Raw genomic sequence first — 20,184 nt, forward strand, 5'->3', positions numbered from 1 at the left:
CGCAGAAACGCAATCTGATACTAATGTTGGCGGCGGCGATATTGGCGTCGCTGGCGATATTGTGGTTTACCACCCATAATCTGTTGCTGATTGGCGGCTTTGCTGCTGGTCAGGTCGCTTTATGGGGGGCGGTAGACTTTTATCGCCGCAGTGCACCGGCGCCCGCGCCAATAGGAACCTTGCCCCCCGATTGGTCGGTTATGCGCACGGCAGCCGAGCTATCCGGTGCCGCTGTCGCAATCAGCGACCGGGCGGGACGGCTCGTTTGTGCTAACAGCAATTTTACCAGCTGGTTTGAAACATTGAAAGCACCGCCCGATATTACGGTGGACGAGGCCGGGCATGAAATGCTGGTCAGACTTGCCCGTAACGCCTGGCGCGATGGCAACGCGCAGATTGACGGTATGCGCAAAGATGCGCGGGAATTTTCGGTTAAGGCGATCCGCTCCGGCGCGGGCGATGAATATCTGCTCTGGTGGTTTTCGGTTATCGAGCGGCGCGATATTGGCGCGCGGGCCGCAGAGATGATTAGCGGCCGTTTGGGCTATGCGATGGCGCGTTCGGGTGTGATGGCGGTCAGCATCGGTGAGGATGGGCGAATCCGTTCGGCCAATGCCGCCTTTGCCATGCGTGCGACTGGCGAGGAAAATAGCAATATTATCAGCCGTGAATTTGCGGCTTTCATGCGGATGGATGACAAGGGCCGGATATTCTTCGAACGTGAAGGGCGCAAGGGACTGCCCATTCGGCTGATCCATATTCCGCTGGCTGCCGAAGGGCAGCAGGGCGCCGCGATGCTCCTTGCCGTTGATGATGACGGATCGACAATCGACCGGGCATCGGCGCTGGGACATGTGGAACAGCTATTGTCGACCCTGCCGCTAGGCCTTGCTCTGGTCGACCGCGACGGCCGGTTCCTGTTTGCCAATGAAAGCTTTGTTCGCGCGGTTGATTTGCCGGTCGAGAAATTGCCGCCTTACCCCGGCGACTTGGTGATTAAAGAGGACAAGGCTGCTGTGTCTGAAAGCATTCGCCGCTATGCCAAGGGGCAGGCAATGTCGGGCGATATTGCGGTTCGGTTAAAGGATCAGCCGGACGAGGTAATTGCCCTGTCCATTGCCGGAGTGCGGGGCCTTGGCGAGGCGGCGGTGCTGATCGGTCTGAAAGACAATAGCGAGGAAACCAAACTGAAGCGCCAAGTGGCACAGGCGACAAAGATGCAAGCGGTAGGTCAACTTGCCGGCGGCGTGGCGCATGATTTCAACAATATACTGACCGCGATCATTGGTTATTGCGACCTGATGATGCTGCGCCATCAACCGGGCGACAGCGACTATGACGATATTCAACAGATAAAGAATAACTCCAACCGCGCGGCCAGCCTGACGCGGCAATTGCTTGCCTTTTCCCGGCAGCAAACCCTGCGCCCGCAGATATTGCAACTGCCCGATGTGGTGGCGGAAGTGTCCAATCTGCTCAAGCGCCTGCTAGGAGAAAAAGTGCGGCTGGAGGTTCATCATGGGCGCGGTGCCGGGCAAGTGCGCGCCGATCCCGGACAATTGGAGCAGGTGATAATCAATTTGGGCGTCAATGCGCGCGATGCCATGCCGGGCGGCGGGGTGCTGCATATCGAAACCCGCCCTGTTACGCAGGCCGAAGTGCGAGCCATGCGCAGTGAGATATTGCCGATCGGTGATTATGTCTTGCTGTCGGTTAGCGACAGCGGCACCGGTATTTCGAAAGAAAATCTGGCTAAAATATTCGAACCTTTTTTTACGACGAAAGAGGTGGGCAAGGGCACGGGCCTTGGCTTGTCGACGGTATATGGCATCGTCAAGCAATCGGGCGGATTCATCTTTGCCGAATCGGAAATCGGCAAGGGAACGAGATTTGACATTTACCTTCCGGTGCATGTGGGTAGCGCCGCTCCTGCTGAGCCACCCGCGCGCCGTGCCGCCGAAAAGCCGCGCGATTTATGGGGCAGCGGCCGTGTATTGGTCGTCGAGGATGAAGATATGGTCCGCGCGGTCGCCGAACGGGCGCTGGTACGGCAGGGCTATGTTGTGGAAACCGCCCGCGATGGTGAAGAAGGGCTAGAGCTATTCAAAGAGGGCAAACGCTATGACTTGATCGTGTCGGATGTGGTGATGCCCAACATGGATGGCCCCGCAATGGGCCGTAAATTGCGTGAATTATATGGCGATGTGCGCATATTATTCATGTCGGGCTATGCCGAAGAACAGCTGCGCGAATCGATCAATCTTGACAATATATTCTTTCTTCCCAAGCCATTTTCGGTACAACAGATATCCGAAGCAGTACGCGACGCACTGACAACGGAAATGGATTGAAAAATAAACAAATAAAATATTTGTTCCGCTCTTGTTCTTTTGGAACAAAGCGTATACAAACTCCTTTAGGCGGCTTGGGTGGGCCATGACCGCAACGACAGGAGATGGACAATGGCAGCAAGCCTTAAAGTGATAGAAACGGGGAAGCAGAAAATGAAGGATTCGGAACGGGAAAAAGCGCTTGAAGCTGCATTGGCGCAGATTGACCGCGCCTTTGGTAAAGGCTCCGCAATGAAGCTGGGCAGCCGGGAAGCTATCACGATCGATGCGATCTCCACTGGTTCTTTGGGGTTGGATATCGCGCTTGGCATCGGCGGTCTGCCGAAAGGACGGGTGATTGAGATTTACGGTCCGGAAAGCTCGGGCAAGACGACATTGACCTTGCACGCGATTGCCGAGGCGCAAAAGCTGGGCGGGACAGCGGCTTTCATCGATGCGGAACACGCACTTGATCCCGTTTATGCGAAAAAATTGGGTGTAGATATCGATAATTTGATCGTATCGCAGCCCGATACAGGCGAGCAGGCGCTTGAAATAGCCGATACTTTGGTACGATCGGGCGCGATAGACATTTTGGTCATCGACTCGGTCGCGGCGCTGGTCCCGCGCGCTGAAATTGAGGGTGAAATGGGCGACAGTCATGTCGGCCTGCAGGCCCGTTTGATGAGCCAGGCGTTACGGAAAATCACCGGATCGATCAGCCGGTCGAACACGATGGTAATTTTCATCAACCAAATACGGATGAAAATTGGCGTCATGTACGGCTCGCCCGAAACCACGACGGGTGGTAATGCGCTGAAATTCTATGCGTCGGTTCGTCTGGATATCCGCCGCACGGGGCAGGTGAAAGACAGGGAAGATATTGTTGGCAATGCCACCCGCGTCAAAGTGGTAAAAAATAAGGTGGCGCCGCCGTTCAAACAGGTCGAATTTGATATCATGTATGGCACCGGTATTTCCAAAACCGGTGAGCTGCTCGATCTGGGCGTCAAGGCTGGGCTAGTTGAAAAATCAGGTAGCTGGTTCAGCTATGATTCGGTTCGCATTGGGCAAGGCCGCGAAAACAGCAAGCAATGGCTGCTCGACAATCCGGAAATGGCTGACAAGTTGGAAGCTGCTATTCGCGGTAAAACCGATGCTGTTGCCGAAGAAATGCTGACCAATCCGGAAATGGACACGGATGATAGTGAGTAAGTTCAAGCTCTTGATTGCATAGGCTTGATTATGGGTAATCCAGCGCGTCATTTCCTTTATCGGATATGACGTGCTGGGTGTCCTGGACTAGGCTCGTTCCGTCTTGGCTGTGCCCGATTAGGCCGGACTAGACTAGACTCGACCGATATCCGGCTGGGCGCACGCTTGTAATAGTCATTTTTTAACCCCGCCTCCTCTCCCCGGAGGAGGCGGACGTGCGCTTCGGTAAACGAGGCTGCGCAACTGGCCCGCTTCGACCCCACCCCGAAGCGGGCCTTTATCGCTTGGCCATTGCTGCTGCGGCGTTTATGACCGCCGAATAATGAAAGAGGAGCCCCATCATGACCCTGAAAATCCATCATCTGAATAATAGCCGTTCACAGCGCATTTTATGGCTGTTGGAGGAATTGGGCGCGGATTATGAAATTATCCACCACCAACGCGACGCTGAAACCAATCTCGCACCGCCGAGCCTGACCGCAATTCATCCGCTCGGCAAATCGCCGATGATCGATGATGATGGCATGCTGGTTTGCGAGTCGGGTGCGATTACCGAATATTTGTGTGAACGTCATGGCGGTGAACATCTTGTCCCGGCAAAGGGCACAGAAAAGCATATCCGCTATCTCGAATGGCTGCATTTTGCGGAAGGCTCTGCGATGACGCCAATCTTGCTGCGGCTCTATACTGCGCGATTGGGTGAAGCGGCAGCTCCTTTGGAACCGCGTATAAGCGAGCAGCTACAGTCGCATTTCCAATATATGGAGGATTCGATTCAACCATCGGGTTATTTTGTCGGCGACAGTTTAACCGGCGCGGATATTATGATGATTTTCCCCGCCGAAGTTGCGATCATGCAAGGCTATGGCGCGAAAATGCCAAAATTGGCGGCCTTTGTGAAAATGGTCCATGCCATGCCCAGTTATCAGGCCGCGCTGGCAAAGGGCGGGCCTTACGCATATGCTTGACGCTCCCATCGGGAAATAGCTGTCTTGGCTGGGGATATGATGCATTTTTTGCTGTCTAATCCTCGGCGCAGCATCATCTTCCCCTTGTAAGCTTTTTAGACGTCGCCTAAGTCGCTTTCCATGAGTTCGACCAATGATATCCGCCGCGCATTCCTCGATTATTTCGCGGGCGCAGGCCATGAGCCGGTGCAGTCTGCACCGCTGGTTCCCTATAATGATCCGACATTGATGTTCGTCAATGCGGGAATGGTGCCATTTAAGAATGTTTTTACCGGCCTTGAGAGCCGCGAAACGCCGCGCGCGACATCGTCGCAAAAATGCGTGCGGGCAGGCGGAAAGCATAATGACCTCGACAATGTCGGCTATACCGCGCGGCATCATACTTTTTTTGAAATGCTCGGCAATTTTTCCTTCGGCGATTATTTTAAGGAAGATGCGATCCGCCATGCTTGGACGTTGTTGACAAAGGTTTGGGGCATTGATCCGGCTCGGTTAACCGCAACGGTATATCACACCGATGATGAAGCCTTTGCTCTGTGGCAGAAAATCGCAGGTCTTCCCGAAGAGCGGATTATCCGCATTGCAACCAATGACAATTTCTGGTCGATGGGCGACACTGGACCATGCGGGCCATGTAGCGAGATATTCTTTGACCATGGCGATCATATTCCCGGCGGTCCTCCCGGGAGCCCAGATGAAGATGGCGACCGTTTTGTGGAAATCTGGAACCTGGTTTTCATGCAATATGAACGGCATGAAGATGGCAGCCAGACCGATCTGCCGCGGCCCAGCATCGATACCGGGATGGGACTGGAGCGGATTGCCGCCGTTTTGCAGGGTGTCCACGACAATTATGATACTGATACATTCCGCAACCTGATCGAAGCGTCCGAAGAGCTGACCGACACCAAGGCGCAAGGCGAACAAAAGGCCAGCCACCGCGTGATTGCCGATCATCTGCGCTCAGTCAGCTTCTTGATTGCCGACGGCGTGATGCCATCGAACGAAGGACGCGGTTATGTCCTGCGCCGGATCATGCGCCGAGCCATGCGCCATGCCCATATTCTGGGAGCGAAACAGCCGTTGATGCACCGGCTCGTCGGCACATTGACCGCCGAAATGGGGGCCGCTTACCCTGAATTGCTGCGCGCACAGCCGCTTATCGAAGCGACGCTGCATCAGGAGGAAACCCGGTTCCGGCAAACGCTGGATAAAGGGTTGAAGCTGTTGGATGAGGCGACCGCACAAATGGCGGCAGGTGATATTTTGCCCGGTGAAACCGCGTTCAAACTCTATGATACTTATGGATTTCCTTATGATTTGACCGAGGATGCGCTTCGGTCTCAGGGTTTTGGTATAGATCAAGACGGTTTCAACGCCGCGATGCAGGAACAAAAGGAACGCGCCCGCGCCGCATGGAAAGGCAGCGGGCAAAAAGCATCGGATGAGATCTGGTTCGACATTGCCGACCGCACCGGCTCCACCGAATTTACCGGTTACACCGCCAATGAAGGCGAGGGGCAGGTTTTGGCTATCGTGAAGGACGGCGCGGAAGTACACAGCGCGGCCGCTGGCGACGAGGTTACGATCATCACCAACCAAACGCCTTTTTATGGCGAATCTGGCGGCCAAAATGGCGATGCGGGTGTGATCAGCACCGCCAAGGGCCTGCGGGCATCGGTGTCGGACACGACCAAGCCGCTCGGGCGTCTGCATGCGCATCATGCGCAGATTGAAACAGGCGCTTTGTCGGTAGGCGATGTCGTGCAGCTGCATATTGATGCGCCGCGCCGCGATGCGGTTCGCGCCAACCATAGCGCGACCCATTTGCTGCACGCCGCATTGCGCAACAAATTGGGCGGCCATGTCACCCAAAAAGGTAGCATGGTTGCGCCTGACCGGCTGCGTTTTGACTTTAGCCATAATAAGGCGCTGGAGCTTTCAGAGATTGAAGCAATTGAGGCCGAAGTTAATGCGCAGATACGCGGCAACCAAGAGGTGACCACCCGCCTGATGACGCCGGATGATGCAGTGGCGGCAGGTGCATTGGCGCTGTTTGGCGAAAAATATGGCGACGAAGTGCGCGTATTGTCGATGGGCCAAAGCGATGCCAAGCATTATTCGGTTGAGCTATGCGGCGGTACTCATGTGAAGGCACTGGGCGATATTGCGCTGTTCACTGTTATATCCGAAGGCGCAGTTGCAAGCGGTATTCGGCGGATCGAAGCGCTGACCGGAGAAGCGGCGCGGCAACATCTGGCGCGGCGAGAGGCGCAGTTGAAGGGCGTTGCAGGCCTGCTAAAAACCGGAGTTGAAGAAGTAGCAGGCCGGGTCGAAACGCTTTTGGCGGAGCGCAAGCAGATGGAAAAAGAGCTTGCGGATGCCAAAACCAAGCTGGCGATGGCGGGCAATGCGGGCGGACCTAAAGCAGAAGCCGAAGAGATAAATGGTGTGAAGTATCTGGGCCAAGTCATTGCGGGTATTGAACCAAAGGCACTTCGTGGTTTGGCGGATGAGCAGTTGAAATCCATCGGTTCGGGCATTGTGACCATCATTGCAGCAAATGAAAATGCCAACACAGTGGTGGTTGGCGTTTCCGCTGATTTGCTGGACCGTTTCAACGCACCCGATTTCGTCCGCGCCGCAACAACCGCAATGGGCGGGCAGGGCGGCGGCGGACGTCCAGAAATGGCGCAAGGCGGAGGGCCTGCTGGTGATGCGCAGGCGAATGACGCGATAGCTGCCATCAAAGCACTGTTGGCGGGATGAAGCGGTTCGGCTTGCTTTTGCTAGGCTGTTTGGCGGTCTCTTCTTCGGCTGTTTTGGCCAAACCAAAACCGGGGCCGCAGATCGGGGGCATCCATTCCGGTATTTACAGTTCGGTCAGCGAGAGCGAGCAAACAGGCGATCGTGGCGGCGTAGAGTTTCGGCTCTATGCGGAGGCAGCGCGGCCTTATGTTGATGCTGTCTTATGCGAATCGGAATGTAATGGAGGGGAACGCTATTACGTAAGGCCAACCGCAGATGGATTTCGATTTACATGGAAAAACCCGCGGCGCCCCAGCGACGATCCCGTTACTTTTCGCGTTTGGAAGGTGAAGCGTACCGTCTGGATTCAGGGCGAAAATAATAGCTGGATGAAGGAAAAACTCTCTTTGTTGAAAGAGCCTTTCGGGCTGTTGGGCGTTTATGATTGGGCGCTGGCACCCGGATGCCGCATCACCCCAGATGGCGAGAAGACCTGCGGCGATTAAGGTGCGTGGACGCTGCCGGGACTGAACACCTAGGGTCTAACAGCGCCGCGCCCTTTAATCTGCGTCCTTCAATTTCTGCATCAAATAGACATGCTGCAAAGCCAGCCGTTTGGCTGTTTCTTTCAAATTCGCCGCTGCGCTATGTCCGCCATCGATATTTTCATAATAGAGGAAATCATGGCCTTGATCCTCCATGCGTTTCGCGGCTTTACGGGCGTGTGCCGGGTGCACTCGGTCATCCTTGGTTGAGGTGACGAAGAAAACCTCAGGATAGTCGGCATCGGCGCGGATATTGTGATAGGGGGATATGCTTTTCAGGAATGCGCCTTCCACTGGATCAGTTGGGCTGCCATATTCGCCGACCCAGCTCGCACCGGCCAACAATTTGTCATAGCGTAGCATGTCGAGCAGAGGCACCGCACAGATCACAGCGTTGAACAGATCGGGCCGCTGCGTAAACATGACGCCCATCAATAATCCGCCATTTGATCCGCCCTCTATACCCAAATGTTTAGGTGAGGTAACCTTATCGGCGATCAGCTTTTCTGCGACGGATATAAAGTCGTCATAGATACGTTGCCGGTTGGTTTTCAGCCCCGCTTGATGCCATTTCGGTCCATATTCGCCGCCGCCGCGAATATTGGCCAGCACATAAACGCCGCCTTGTTCCAACCACAGTTTGCCGCGCGTGGCGGAATAGCTTGGGTTAAGCGATACTTCAAAACCGCCATAGCCATAAAGCAAGGTCGGATTTGTGCCGTCCAATTTGATGTCCTTGGCATGGACAACAAAATAGGGGACCTGCGTGCCGTCCTTTGATGTAGCGAAAAACTGTTCGGCCACCATAGAGCTGGCATCGAACCAATCGGGCAGGGACTTGGCCTTTGTCTTTTCGCCGGTCGCGCTGTTATAGGTCCATAACGTGTCGGGGGTCAGGAATGTCTCGCTGCTGATAAAAGCAATGTCTTCTTTGTCATTCGTCGCGCCGATTGACACGGTGCCGCCTTCGGGGAAATCAAGCGGCTGCGATGTCCAATTGCTACCATCCCAGTCAAAGGCAAAGGCGCTGCTTTTCACATCGCGCGAAATGCTCATCAGGATTTTTGACTTGGTCTGTCCATATCCGTTCATCGAGCTGCGTTCATCGGGGCGGAAGACCAAGTTAACATTGGCGATTTCACCGCTTGCCATAAAATCATCGAGGGCAAAGCTGACAAGGTCGCCGCTTTTATAGTCGCGCCAATCTTCGTTGAGCGTCAATAGCATCTGACCCTTAAACTCTGCGCCCAAGCTTGATTTTACAGGGATTGGGAATTTGACGGGGGCTTGCAATTTGCCGTTTTTGCGCGGCACCCAATAATATTCGCTGTCATAAAATGTAGTCGAGCGGACAAGCACAATCTCTCTTGATCCGTCGGCTCTTTCATGTGCGCCGGCCCATAGCGCCACATCCTCTGGTTTGCCGCGCATAATCTCTGTGGCTTCGGAGAGCGGCTGCCCGCGTTTCCACAGGCGCGCGGTCATGGGGTAACCGGATTCGGTCATGGTGCCTTCGCCAAAATCAATGCCCACCAGTTGCGTATCTGCATCGAGCCAAGTCGATCCGCCCTTGCTTTCCGGTGTGGCAAATCCATCCTCGACCCAGCTATTGCTAACCGTGTTAAATTCCCGGCGGACAACCGCATCTTTGCCGCCATCGGACAGGTTGACGATGCAATGTTCGTAATCAGGCGCAAGGCAATCATTGCCTTTATACACCCAATTTTTATCTTCAGCTTCGGCCAATGCGTCGAAATCCAGCACCGTTTGCCACTGCGTATTATCTGATAAATAGCTGCCCAAGGTCGATTTGCGCCACAGGCCCCGAACATGATCGGCATCTTGCCAGAAATTATGCACCTCTCCGCCGCGATAGGACACGTAGGGAATTTTGTCCTTGCTGTTCAATATTTCCAGCGCATCGGCCTCCATCTGGGCAAAGCGCGGGTCGGAGGTTAGCCGCTGCAGCGAGCGTTCATTCCACCCTTTAACCTCCGTCAGCGCTTTTTCACCAAGCACGTCTTCAAGATATAGATGGTCGGCATCACTTTGCCCGGTGGTTTCATTTATGCTCATTTCAGGCCCTGCTATGTTGGTGGTGTCGGCATTGTCGTTGGCTAGGATGGGTGACGCTGTGGCGGTAAAAAGCGACAACGCTGCGCCAGATAGCAATAATGTTTTGATGGTCATAATTGGCTCTCTTTCCAAATATTATACGCTTTTCAAAGCTTCCTGTGTTTTCAGACGCGGGGCTTCGGTAAGACCGCCAGCTTCCATAATCTGCCGCCGATATTCATCCCGCTTTTCGTGGATTGAAGCAATAACAGGCCCCATCGGGACACCCAAATCGACCAGCACAGCCTCAGACAGCTGAAGCGAGCTTTCCAGCGTTTCGGGCACCGCGTCCGATGCGCCGGCACGGTATAGTTCAGCCGCATGGTCGGTATCGCGCGCGCGCACAACGATTTTAATGTTGGGCAGCCACCCGCGCACGCGCTGTACCGTGCGGGCCGCCAGAACCGGTTCATCCATGGTCAGGATCAAGGCTTTGGCATGACCGAGTTGCAGCTTATCCAGCGTTTCTGGTCGCGAAATATCGCCGAAAATTACTGGATATCCATCGCGCAGGCCAGCGGCAACGGCATCAATGTCGGATTCCACCGCAACGAATGGCTGATCATGCTTTTTCAGCATATCAGCAATCAATCGGCCAATTCGGCCAAATCCGATTATGACGGTGCGGTCCTCACCCGATGACATGGTCTCTGCAACCATATCATCATTGCCGCGCATTTCGATACGGCGCGACATATCATGGCCGATACGTGCCAGTATCGGGGTGATGGTCAGGCCGATTGCGGTCGCCACTTGCCAGAAATTGGCGGTGTCGCGGTCGATCAAATAGGTAGAGGCAGCCGCGCCCAACACGATCAGCGTTGTTTCCGATGGGCTGGCCATCAACACTCCGGCTTCGGCCGCTGTACCAGTTCTGGCACCGGATAATTTCAGCAATGCGCCTGTCACCAATGCTTTGACGATGATAACGCCGGTCACCGCGCCCAATAACGCAATCCAGTTTTTGGCAACAAACTGCAGGTCAATGGACATGCCGATGCTGATCAAGAATACGCCAAGCGCCAGTCCCTTAAACGGCGCAGTCATCACTTCGACTTCGCCATGATAGCTGGTTTCCGCAATCAGCAATCCTGCGATCAACGCGCCTACAATAGGCGACAGGCCAACAAAACCGGTCAGCAGGCTCGATACAATAACGACGAGCAAGCTGGCCGCGAGGAATAGTTCGGGGCTTTTCGTGCGGGCCGCTTGCCCGAACAAAGCCGGGAGCAGAAATCGTCCCAAAACCAGCATCGCGACAATGACCAAACCGCCTTGCCATAATGTCGTGATCAACCCGTCAAAACCGTTTGCTTCCGCCTGCGGGCCGATAGCACCGAGGATGAAGATGATCGGGACGATGGCAATGTCTTCGAACAACAGCATTGCGAGCGCTGATTGCCCAACGGCAGATTTCGTGCCCGAAATGGGAAGGACCAGCGCCGTTGAAGATAAGGCAAGCGCTATCCCTATGCCAAGCGCCGCCGCGACGCCGTAACCGAACATATAAAGCGCAATGCCGATAATCAGACCGCTGCCGATCAGCTCCGCCGCACCGACGCCAAAGACGAGCCGGCGCATGGTCCAAAGCCGTTTGAAAGATAGTTCCAACCCGATGGAGAATAGCAGCAATATGATCCCATATTCGCCGACCGGCTCTATCCCTTTTGCATCGGAGATAGTGATCCATTTCAGCCATTCATATTGCGACGAAAGCGCCCCCAAACCCATGGGGCCGACCAATATCCCTACCAGAATGAAACCGATAATCGGTGTTATCCGAAAACGGGCAAAGGCGGGAATAACGATCCCAGCTGCGCCCAGTATGACCAATAGGTCGTTTAGCCCCTGACTTGTCTGTAATTCTGCTGCCATTTCCTATCCCTAAGACAGGAATGTGGCATTGTCATGCAGGGAAATGATTTTTATCCGCCGCCCGGACTGGATGTCCCCATAGGGCGAGCACCGACGCCCGCTTCCTCGCCATCATGCGCGCTACCCTCGCGCGTTTCCCAGTCGATGCGGTATAAGTCAAACCGGCGGTCAGCCAGGTTACGGACCGTGCCTTCGCTTCTGGCCCAGCTAAGGTCGGACAGGTTCACGTCGCTAATGGTCAAAGTCTCAACATTTTCGGTGGCTTCCGCCGCTATCCCATCGCGGGCAAAAGGAAAGTCGCACGGCGTGAGGATACAGCTTTGTGCATATTGAATATCCATATTATGCACATTGGGTAAATTGCCGACGTTGCCGCTCATCACCACATAGCATTGATTTTCAATCGCCCGCGCCTGACAGCAATAGCGCACGCGCAAATAGCCTTGCCTGCTGTCGGTGCAGAAGGGCACGAAGATGATGCGCGCCCCTTCGTCCACCAGACGGCGGGCTAGCTCCGGAAATTCGCTATCATAACAAATTAACACGCCAATGGGGCCGCAATCGGTTTGAAACACTCCGATATTATCGCCGCCCTGAATATTCCACCAATAACGCTCATTGGGGGTCGGGTGTATTTTCTCCTGTTCATGCACCGCCCCATCACGCAGGCAGATATAGGCAACATTTTGAATTTCGCCATCCTCGGTCCGTGTCGGATGAGAGCCGCCGATGATGTTAATATTGTAGCGCATCGCCATTTCGGACAGGCTTTCACGGATACGCGGTGTGTAGCGCGAGAGCGCTTCAATCGATTCCTGAGGGCTTAGCTCCTTATCCTCAGATGATAGAAGCATCAGCGTGAACAGTTCGGGGAAGACGACAAAATCCGATTCATAATCAGCGGCAACGTCGACAAAATATTCGATATTGCGCATGAAATCGTCATAATCTTTCACCGACCGCGCCTGTAACTGAACCGTCGCCAGCCTCACGCCTTCTACATCACGGGGAACACGGAATTCCTTTGGTTCGTCCGCGTCGTCATATGGGTTGCGCCATACCATATGCGCGGCGTTGCCCATGCTATCGGCATCTTCGGGCAAATATCCGCGCAGAACGCCAATCGGTTCAAAACCATTGGCCAGTTGGAATGTAATTACCTGATCACGAATTTTTCCCTGCTGGACCTGTTCCAGATAATCGCGGACGCCGGTGACTTTTTTGGTCCGTTTCGCTTTGGCATAGCCCGGCATGCGGCCGCCAAATACGATCCCGCGCAGGTCAAGCCGTTCGGCCAATGTCCGCCGCGCATCATAGAGGCGGCGGCCAATTCTGACGCCCCGCTGCGCCGGATCGACGCACATTTCATAACCATATAGCCATTCGCCAGTGGGCATGTGGCGCGAACCAAGGCCATTGCCGGTAATTTCTTCCCAATTATGGCGGCGAAGTGCAAATTGTTCGGTGATACGCAGCGAAGCGCAATAGCCGACCACCTTGTCGTCCATTACCGCTACAAAAACACCACCGGGAAAATTGTTAATCTGTCCGCGTAATTCTTTGTGCGTATAGGGGGGAAAGCCTTTATATGCCCGTTTAGTGAGCGATGCGATTTGCGGAATGTCCGCTATTTTTGCTTCGCGAACAACGAGGCGCGCTTTTTTGGAAGCAGTGGGGATGGTTCGTCTCCTAAATTGAAAAAGCCCCAAAGCCTAACAGGCCCGGGGCTTTCTTCAATCAATTCTTAAAAATAAGCAGAGATCAGCTCCAGCTCGCCATTTTGCTTTCCAGATTGACGCGAACCGCTTCGAAAAACTGTTCAGTGGTCATCCATGCCTGATCAGGACCGATCAATATCGCGAGGTCCTTTGTCATATGGCCATTTTCTACAGTTTCCACGCAAACTTGTTCCAGTGTCTCGGCAAAGCGGGTCACATCTGGTGTGCCATCAAATTCGCCGCGATACTTTAATCCGCCTGTCCATGCAAAGATGGATGCGATGGGATTGGTTGACGTCGCCTTGCCCTGTTCATGCTGGCGGAAATGGCGCGTGACAGTGCCGTGCGCCGCTTCGCTCTCGATAGTTTTGCCATCTGGGCTCATCAAAACCGAAGTCATCAGGCCGAGCGAACCAAAACCTTGGGCGACGGTATCGGATTGGACATCGCCGTCATAATTTTTACAGGCCCACACAAATTTGCCCGACCATTTCAGCGCGCTGGCAACCATGTCATCGATCAAGCGATGTTCATAAGTGATACCTGCTTTATCAAACTTGTCCTTGAATTCGCTTTGATAAATCTCTTCAAACAAATCTTTGAAACGGCCATCATAGGCTTTCATGATGGTATTTTTGGTGGACAGATAAACCGGCCAGCCTCGGCTAAGGCCATAATTCATCGACGCACGCGCAAAATCACGGATGCTGTCGTCCAGATTATACATGGCCATTGCCACGCCCGGGCTGGGGAATTTGAAAACCTCCAGGTCAATCGCTTCGCCATCATCCCCGTCAAAGACGAGGCGCAATGTGCCGGGGCCGGGGATCAACGTATCGGTCGCACGATATTGGTCGCCAAAGGCATGACGGCCAACAACGATTGGATCGGTCCAACCCGGCACCAGCCGCGGGACATTGTCGATCACGATTGGTTCGCGGAAAACGACACCGCCCAAAATATTGCGGATGGTGCCATTTGGCGATTTCCACATTTTTTTCAGGCTGAATTCTTCCACCCGTTGTTCATCCGGTGTGATGGTCGCGCATTTTACGCCAACACCATATTGTTTAATCGCATTCGCACTGTCGACCGTGATCTGATCATCGGTTTCGTCGCGTTTTTGAATGGAAAGATCGTAATATTTCAGGTCAATATCGAGATAGGGCAGGATCAGCTTTTCGCGTATCCATTGCCAGATGATCCGCGTCATTTCGTCGCCGTCAAGCTCGACAACGGGGGTTTTTACCTTGATTTTTTCCATGAGTAGATTGCTTTCCTGTTGGGTTTTTTCCTTCTTTGGTGGCGGCCATAGCAATTTTGGCGATTTGTTCAACTATTTGGATGTCCTTTCCCGAGAGCAAAATCGCGCAAACCGAAAATTAACCAACCCACGGTAAGTTTTTATTCGCTTTGGAAGGCGAAGGGAAAGAAGAATGTTATTTAGATTCATAATGATAGCTACGGCCATATTTTGCACCGTGCAAAATGCTGAGGCGCGCGCAATGGGGGAAAATATCGATCTGGTATATAATCTGCCCGATACTCCTGCTTATGAAAGCGACGATGGTTATCTGGACGTTGGTTATATTTACGAAGAAAAAAACATCTTCTTCCTGCCGATTTTTGTCAGCAGTTCCAATGGCCGCTTCATTTTATTCACCGGCGATCGATATATGGAATTGGACGATGCGGCGATCGCAGAGTTGAAACGTGATTTGGGCGTGGACCCGACGGCGGGCTATGAATTTAATGCGTGGCAGCATATTTGGGGATGGTTGATTATCATTCCGTTATTTGCATTTGGCGCCTTAAAGAAATTGCTCCATCGCCATGCTGGCGCAGACCAAATTCCTGATTATGAACAACCTGCTGCGCCCGAACGGCGGACAAGCCAGCCGCCTCGGCCCTCAAATGGCGCCGACATATTGGATAGTGATCCTGCGCCATCAAATAATAGGGTCATGGGCGGATTTGGCCGCAAGGGGCTGTAGGATGTGCCCATGACGCTGTCATGCTTGGAGTAAACTTAACCTGATATTCACTCCATTCACCTGTTGTAACATTACAATACAGCGACTAGTTAGGGGGCATGAGTAAGATACAATTGTCCAATCGCGGGGATGGTGTTGCCAAATGGTCCTTCCCGCCGGTCCACCCCGAAGGCCGCAAATTCGGGCTTATTGCCGCCGCAGTTACCGCAGCTACCTATTTTTTGGCGGGCAGTTTTTGGGCTTGGCCGCTGGTCGGTGTGACCATCTGGGTGCTCGCATTTTTCCGCGATCCGGCGCGCACGACGCCGCTGGATGACCGTTTCATCGTGTCGCCGGCCGATGGGCTTGTGACATTGATTGAAAAAGTGCCGCCGCCGCCTGAACTGGCTGGAGAAGATGGGCTGGGCGTTGAGCCGCTGACCCGTGTGTCGGTTTTTATGAGCGTGTTCGATGTCCACATAAACCGCACGCCTATTCGCGGCACGGTGAAGCGGGTTGCCTATATTGCCGGTAAATTCCTGAACGCCGACCTTGATAAAGCGAGCGAAGAAAATGAGCGGCAGCATTTTCTGGTTGAGCGCGAAGACGGCGTGCGCGTTGGCTTTACCCAAATTGCTGGACTCGTTGCGCGGCGGATATTAACCTTCGTCAAGCCGGGGGATGATGTTGAAACCGGACAGCGTATTGGCCTGATCCGTTTTGGCAGCCGCGTTGATGTCTACCTTCCCGCTGGCACGGCTCCGCGCGTCATCAAAGGGCAAAGATGCGTTGCCGGCGAAACTATCATTGCCGAAATCGGCGTGGATAAAGATTATTTTGCGGTAAATGCCTGATGTCTGAAAAGCCGCCCTCTGCTGCTTTGCAAGGGCTGTCGCTCAGGGCGCTTGCACCCAATATGGTCACAGCAATGGCGCTATGTGCGGGCCTTTCTGGTTTTTGGTTCGCCTCACAGGAGCGTTGGCCAGCGGCATTGGCGGCGATTGCGGTTGCTGCGGTTCTGGATGGTCTGGATGGGCGCATTGCCCGCATGGTCAACGGCCAAAGCCGTTTTGGGGCGGAGCTGGATTCGCTATCCGACGTTATTTCCTTTGGCGTGACCCCCGCGTTGGTCGCTTTCATGTGGACATTGCAGGATATGCCCCGTTTTGGCTGGACCATCGCTCTGTTTTTCGTGCTTTGCCAAGCGCTGCGTCTGGCGCGGTTCAACGCACGGATCGATACTGAGGATCAGCCGCATAAATCCGCCGGTTTTAACACCGGTGTTCCTGCCCCCGCCGGTGCAGGGATGGCGTTATTGCCGCTGCTCATCTGGGTGGAAACGGGGGCGGACATAGCGCGCGACCATTGGATCGTGGGGCCTTGGATGTTGTTCGTCGCGCTGATGATGGTGTCCAATGTCGCGACCTATAGCTGGACGTCGATCCGGCTGCGCAGGGCATATCGGTTCCCCGCGCTGGCCATCGCCGGGCTATATTTCGCGCTTTTGATTGCCGAGCCGTGGATTGGGCTGATCCTATTTATCAGCTGTTATTCGCTGACCATTCCGTTCAGTATGATCAGCTATGCACGCGTTAAAAAGCGGCGCAAAGCGGCGACAAGTCAATCTGCTTGACGGCGGCGGACTATTCAGTATGTTCGCATTTCGTTCTTTGTCGTTAAGGTTGTTCCGTGGATCCTATTTTTGTCATTATCGCTCTTTTAATTGCGCTGCTAACCGGCGGGCTGGGCTGGTATTTGGGTAGCCATAGCGGCAACGAACGCGCCGCCCGCGCACAGGATAAAGTCGAAACGCTGACGGTAACGATCGACAAATTTTCCGGCGACCTGGCAAAGGTAGAGGCGAAGCTGGAGGAGGTAACGGCAGAGCGTAACGCGGCCAAGGAAGCAGCCGCGCGGTTAGAGGCCTATGCCGAAGAGCGTGAGCGGTCCTTTGAACAGCAAAAGCGCGATTTGATTGAGGCGAAAGAACAGCTGTCCGCGCAATTTAGCGAAATCGGTAGCCGCGTCTTGGGCGAGGCGCAAAAACAGTTTCTGCAACGCGCCGATGAACGTTTCCATCAAGCTGGAGAGAAAAATGAGGAGCGGTTGAAATTACTGCTCGAACCGGTCGGTGAAAAGCTGAAAGCCTATGAGGCGCAGGTGCAGCGCGTTGAGAAGGACCGGACCGAAGCCTATGGCGACCTCAAAGGTCTGATTGGTGAGATGAAACAAGGGCAGGAACGGGTGCAGAGCGAGGCAGCCAAGCTGGTCAATAGCCTGCGCAATGCGCCCAAAGCGCGGGGGCGTTGGGGCGAGCAACAGCTGAAAAATGTCCTCGAAAGCTGCGGCCTGTCGGAACATGTCGATTTTGTGACTGAGGTGAGCGTCGATAGCGGCGAAGGCCGGATGCGGCCAGATGCGATATTACGGGTTCCGGGCGGTAGTAGCCTTGTCATCGATGCCAAAGTATCGCTCAATGATTATCAGGACGCCTTTGCCACCAATGACGATGACGCGCGCAATATCGCCATGTCACGCCACTGCGCCTCTATGAAAAGTCATGTCGATGGCCTCTCGCGCAAGGCCTATTGGGATCAGTTTGCCGATGCCCCCGATTATGTCATCATGTTCGTGCCCGGCGAACATTTCCTTGCGGCCGCGCTGGAGCATGATCCGCAGCTGTGGGACTTTGCTTTTGAAAAGAAGGTGTTGCTGGCCACGCCCACCAATCTGGTTGCGATAGCACGGACCGTGGCGGGGGTATGGCGACAGGAAAATATCGCGCGTGAGGCGAAGCAAATTGGCGCTTTGGGCAAGGAAATGTACGACCGGATCGCAGTTGCGGCGCAGCATTTACGGTCGGTTGGCTCCGGGCTCAATAGCGCGGTCAACAATTATAACAAATTCGTCGGCAGCTTTGAACGCAATGTCGTGTCCACTGGTAAAAAATTCGCCGAACTCAACATCGAAACCGGCAAACGCGAATTGGAAGATGTGCCGATGATAGAGGCTGTCCCTCGTTATGGTAGCGAGGCCGAACAGGCGTTGATTGAGGATGGCAAGAGCGATTAGGCCCGGTGCCGCTGTTTAGGCCCGGTGCCGCTGTTCCTTTGGCATCAATATCGTCTTGCCAGTAGGGCGGTATGATTACCGCTTCGCAAAGTCATATTTCCCTCATCATCAAATTGGGAGCTTGGTGCGCCGTCCAATATGGTCAGCAATATGGCTTCATTCTGCCCCAATATGCCCGGGCAATATTTGCGAGTTGCCGCAACCGGGCCAAAGCGTAGTACGCCATTTTTTTGTGTATAATCAGCCGAAAAACGGTTGCAGCCGATGAAGCCCGACATAGCTGCTGCTTCAAATATGATCATATTTTCGGGGCGGGGATCGCTGATCTCCTGACCGTCAATGGCGATAATTTGCCAATTTGTGCCGGTCAGTGTTCGTGGTGGATATATCGCTCCGCCGCATCCAGATACTGTCTGGCCCTTCACGGTCACCGTGACCCGGCTTGCATATTCGCGTTCAACCATACTGTCCGCACATGGGCCAGGGGCAATGCGAACCGACATGGAACCGTTTGAGTAAACCCGGTCTTTACCTTCATATATGGGGGCAGGGGTGGCGGTGGTGATTTTCGTTTCGCCATAACTGCCGACATAAATCATTTCATCGGCATTGATGGTCAGCGTCCAACCCGGTTCGTTGCCCGAGGCCGTAAACGGGCGTGCATTATCGGTGGGTGGCGGCGGTAGCCCGATTGAAGCGGGGCAAGCGGTTAGCGCGAAAAAAAGCGGACAAATGGCGATAATCTGTTTCATAAAAACTCCCTGCGATGCGATAGGATATTATTTTCAACGAGATGAGCGAGCCATGAATATTCGCCCCTATCCCCGGCGCATCTGCCCGCGCACTTCATAGGCCATGACCGCTGTCGCAATTGCGGCATTCAGGCTATCGGCTTTGCCATACATAGGCATTTTGACCAGTGCGTCACATTCGGCTTCATAGGCTTCGGGTAAGCCCTGTGCTTCGTTCCCGGTTAGGATAAAACAGGGCGCTGTGTAGCGGCAATCTTGATAATCAGTATCGGTTTGCAGGCTGGTCCCGACCAATTGCCCGTCGCCGCTGCGCAGCCAAGCGGTAAATTCGTCCCAGCGGCATTGGACAATCGCTTGCGTAAACACTGCGCCCATACTTGCGCGCACGGCCTCTACGCTAAACGGATCGGTGCAATCGTCGATCAGGATCAAACCGCCTGCGCCCACGGCATCGCCGGTGCGCAGCATTGTGCCCAGATTGCCCGGGTCGCGCATTGCCTGTGCCACGAGCCATATAGGCGCAGATGTGCGGTCAATATCGGTCAACTGCACGCCATGGTCGCGGTATATGCCGACAATCGCCTGCGCATTGTCCTTACCCGACAACTTCGACATGATCTCCGCCGAAACCGAAATCACATCACCGCCAGCCGTCAGCACATCATTTTCCAATGCACTGATCAGGTCATGATCATCGCGTCCCAGTGTCACGAATAACATTTCGGGCAGAAATCCGGCCTCGCGTGCCTCGGTCATAATCCGCAGACCTTCGGCAAGGAATAAGCCGGCCCGTTTGCGGTGCTTTTTTTCTCGCAAGGCGCGAACCTGTTTCAGCAGGGGGTTGGAAAATCCAGTAATTTCGCGGCGCATCAG

At 54.2% G+C, this 20,184-nt stretch carries 15 protein-coding genes; 9 read left to right on the plus strand and 6 right to left on the minus strand.

Annotation, left to right across the window (positions count from 1 at the left end; translation table 11 throughout):
• The first annotated feature begins 23 nt into the window (after window positions 1–23).
• The 5 genes from ACFOWX_RS05595 to ACFOWX_RS05615 all read left to right on the plus strand — a co-directional run bounded on the left by ACFOWX_RS05595 (window position 24) and on the right by ACFOWX_RS05615 (window position 7,767).
• On the plus strand, window positions 24–2,351 hold the full coding sequence (locus ACFOWX_RS05595; protein ID WP_381424932.1) for a hybrid sensor histidine kinase/response regulator: 2,328 nt from the start codon (window positions 24–26) through the stop codon (window positions 2,349–2,351).
• Window positions 2,352–2,462: 111 nt separating this feature from the next.
• Window positions 2,463–3,545 (plus strand): recombinase RecA, encoded by a 1,083-nt coding sequence (gene recA / locus ACFOWX_RS05600; RefSeq protein ID WP_381422122.1) that lies wholly within the window; start codon window positions 2,463–2,465, stop codon window positions 3,543–3,545.
• Between the two features lie 341 nt (window positions 3,546–3,886).
• Complete coding sequence (locus tag ACFOWX_RS05605) at window positions 3,887–4,513, plus strand: glutathione S-transferase family protein (RefSeq protein WP_381422123.1); 627 nt, start codon at window positions 3,887–3,889, stop codon at window positions 4,511–4,513.
• Between the two features lie 120 nt (window positions 4,514–4,633).
• A complete protein-coding gene (gene alaS / locus ACFOWX_RS05610) occupies window positions 4,634–7,282 on the plus strand; it encodes an alanine--tRNA ligase (RefSeq protein ID WP_381422125.1) in 2,649 nt (882 codons plus the stop codon).
• Complete coding sequence (locus ACFOWX_RS05615; RefSeq protein WP_381422127.1) at window positions 7,279–7,767, plus strand: hypothetical protein; 489 nt, start codon at window positions 7,279–7,281, stop codon at window positions 7,765–7,767. The genes alaS and ACFOWX_RS05615 overlap by 4 nt, the downstream gene beginning before the upstream one ends.
• 54 nt (window positions 7,768–7,821) lie before the next feature.
• On the opposite strand, the gene ACFOWX_RS05620 is transcribed toward ACFOWX_RS05615, so the two are convergent.
• Genes ACFOWX_RS05620 through ACFOWX_RS05635 form a run of 4 tightly spaced genes read right to left on the minus strand, consistent with a single transcriptional unit; the run spans window position 7,822 to window position 14,778 of the window.
• Window positions 7,822–9,996, minus strand: coding sequence for a prolyl oligopeptidase family serine peptidase (locus ACFOWX_RS05620; protein WP_381422128.1), 2,175 nt, complete (start codon window positions 9,994–9,996; stop codon window positions 7,822–7,824).
• A 21-nt stretch (window positions 9,997–10,017) separates the two neighbouring features.
• Window positions 10,018–11,796 (minus strand): cation:proton antiporter domain-containing protein, encoded by a 1,779-nt coding sequence (locus ACFOWX_RS05625; protein WP_381422130.1) that lies wholly within the window; start codon window positions 11,794–11,796, stop codon window positions 10,018–10,020.
• Between the two features lie 50 nt (window positions 11,797–11,846).
• Complete coding sequence (locus ACFOWX_RS05630; protein WP_381422132.1) at window positions 11,847–13,505, minus strand: GNAT family N-acetyltransferase; 1,659 nt, start codon at window positions 13,503–13,505, stop codon at window positions 11,847–11,849.
• A 52-nt stretch (window positions 13,506–13,557) separates the two neighbouring features.
• On the minus strand, window positions 13,558–14,778 hold the full coding sequence (locus ACFOWX_RS05635) for an NADP-dependent isocitrate dehydrogenase (RefSeq protein WP_381422134.1): 1,221 nt from the start codon (window positions 14,776–14,778) through the stop codon (window positions 13,558–13,560).
• A 241-nt stretch (window positions 14,779–15,019) separates the two neighbouring features.
• On the opposite strand from ACFOWX_RS05635, the gene ACFOWX_RS05640 reads away from it, so the two are divergent.
• The 4 genes from ACFOWX_RS05640 (at window position 15,020) to rmuC (ending at window position 18,559) form a co-directional block, all read left to right on the plus strand.
• Window positions 15,020–15,508 (plus strand): hypothetical protein, encoded by a 489-nt coding sequence (locus ACFOWX_RS05640; RefSeq protein WP_381422136.1) that lies wholly within the window; start codon window positions 15,020–15,022, stop codon window positions 15,506–15,508.
• Window positions 15,509–15,606: 98 nt separating this feature from the next.
• Window positions 15,607–16,341 (plus strand): phosphatidylserine decarboxylase, encoded by a 735-nt coding sequence (locus ACFOWX_RS05645; protein WP_381422137.1) that lies wholly within the window; start codon window positions 15,607–15,609, stop codon window positions 16,339–16,341.
• On the plus strand, window positions 16,341–17,120 hold the full coding sequence (locus tag ACFOWX_RS05650) for a CDP-alcohol phosphatidyltransferase family protein (protein ID WP_381422138.1): 780 nt from the start codon (window positions 16,341–16,343) through the stop codon (window positions 17,118–17,120). The genes ACFOWX_RS05645 and ACFOWX_RS05650 overlap by 1 nt, the downstream gene beginning before the upstream one ends.
• Before the next feature lie 56 nt (window positions 17,121–17,176).
• Window positions 17,177–18,559 (plus strand): DNA recombination protein RmuC, encoded by a 1,383-nt coding sequence (rmuC, locus tag ACFOWX_RS05655; RefSeq protein ID WP_381422140.1) that lies wholly within the window; start codon window positions 17,177–17,179, stop codon window positions 18,557–18,559.
• A 44-nt stretch (window positions 18,560–18,603) separates the two neighbouring features.
• Here the strand turns inward: rmuC and ACFOWX_RS05660 are convergent, their stop codons facing one another.
• Entirely contained in the window at window positions 18,604–19,311 is a 708-nt protein-coding gene (locus ACFOWX_RS05660) for an META domain-containing protein (protein WP_381422142.1), read from the minus strand.
• A 66-nt stretch (window positions 19,312–19,377) separates the two neighbouring features.
• A complete protein-coding gene (locus ACFOWX_RS05665; RefSeq protein WP_381422144.1) occupies window positions 19,378–20,181 on the minus strand; it encodes a TrmH family RNA methyltransferase in 804 nt (267 codons plus the stop codon).
• Between the last annotated feature and the right edge of the window lie 3 nt (window positions 20,182–20,184).

Origin of the sequence: Sphingorhabdus arenilitoris (genome assembly GCF_042651485.1) — a bacterium.
In the GTDB taxonomy this organism is placed as follows: Bacteria; Pseudomonadota; Alphaproteobacteria; order Sphingomonadales; family Sphingomonadaceae; genus Sphingorhabdus_B; species Sphingorhabdus_B arenilitoris.

Bases quoted from the DNA above. Each gene is read 5' to 3' on its own strand.
- ACFOWX_RS05635 (WP_381422134.1), bottom strand. From the start codon at position 14,778: ATGGAAAAAATCAAGGTAAAAACCCCCGTTGTCGAGCTTGACGGCGAC.
- ACFOWX_RS05625 (WP_381422130.1), bottom strand. From the start codon at position 11,796: ATGGCAGCAGAATTACAGACAAGTCAGGGGCTAAACGACCTATTGGTC.
- alaS (WP_381422125.1), top strand. From the start codon at position 4,634: ATGAGTTCGACCAATGATATCCGCCGCGCATTCCTCGATTATTTCGCG.
- ACFOWX_RS05620 (WP_381422128.1), bottom strand. From the start codon at position 9,996: ATGACCATCAAAACATTATTGCTATCTGGCGCAGCGTTGTCGCTTTTT.
- ACFOWX_RS05665 (WP_381422144.1), bottom strand. From the start codon at position 20,181: ATGCGCCGCGAAATTACTGGATTTTCCAACCCCCTGCTGAAACAGGTT.
- ACFOWX_RS05640 (WP_381422136.1), top strand. From the start codon at position 15,020: ATGGGGGAAAATATCGATCTGGTATATAATCTGCCCGATACTCCTGCT.
- ACFOWX_RS05645 (WP_381422137.1), top strand. From the start codon at position 15,607: ATGAGTAAGATACAATTGTCCAATCGCGGGGATGGTGTTGCCAAATGG.
- ACFOWX_RS05595 (WP_381424932.1), top strand. From the start codon at position 24: ATGTTGGCGGCGGCGATATTGGCGTCGCTGGCGATATTGTGGTTTACC.
- ACFOWX_RS05660 (WP_381422142.1), bottom strand. From the start codon at position 19,311: ATGAAACAGATTATCGCCATTTGTCCGCTTTTTTTCGCGCTAACCGCT.
- ACFOWX_RS05650 (WP_381422138.1), top strand. From the start codon at position 16,341: ATGTCTGAAAAGCCGCCCTCTGCTGCTTTGCAAGGGCTGTCGCTCAGG.
- ACFOWX_RS05615 (WP_381422127.1), top strand. From the start codon at position 7,279: ATGAAGCGGTTCGGCTTGCTTTTGCTAGGCTGTTTGGCGGTCTCTTCT.
- ACFOWX_RS05605 (WP_381422123.1), top strand. From the start codon at position 3,887: ATGACCCTGAAAATCCATCATCTGAATAATAGCCGTTCACAGCGCATT.
- recA (WP_381422122.1), top strand. From the start codon at position 2,463: ATGGCAGCAAGCCTTAAAGTGATAGAAACGGGGAAGCAGAAAATGAAG.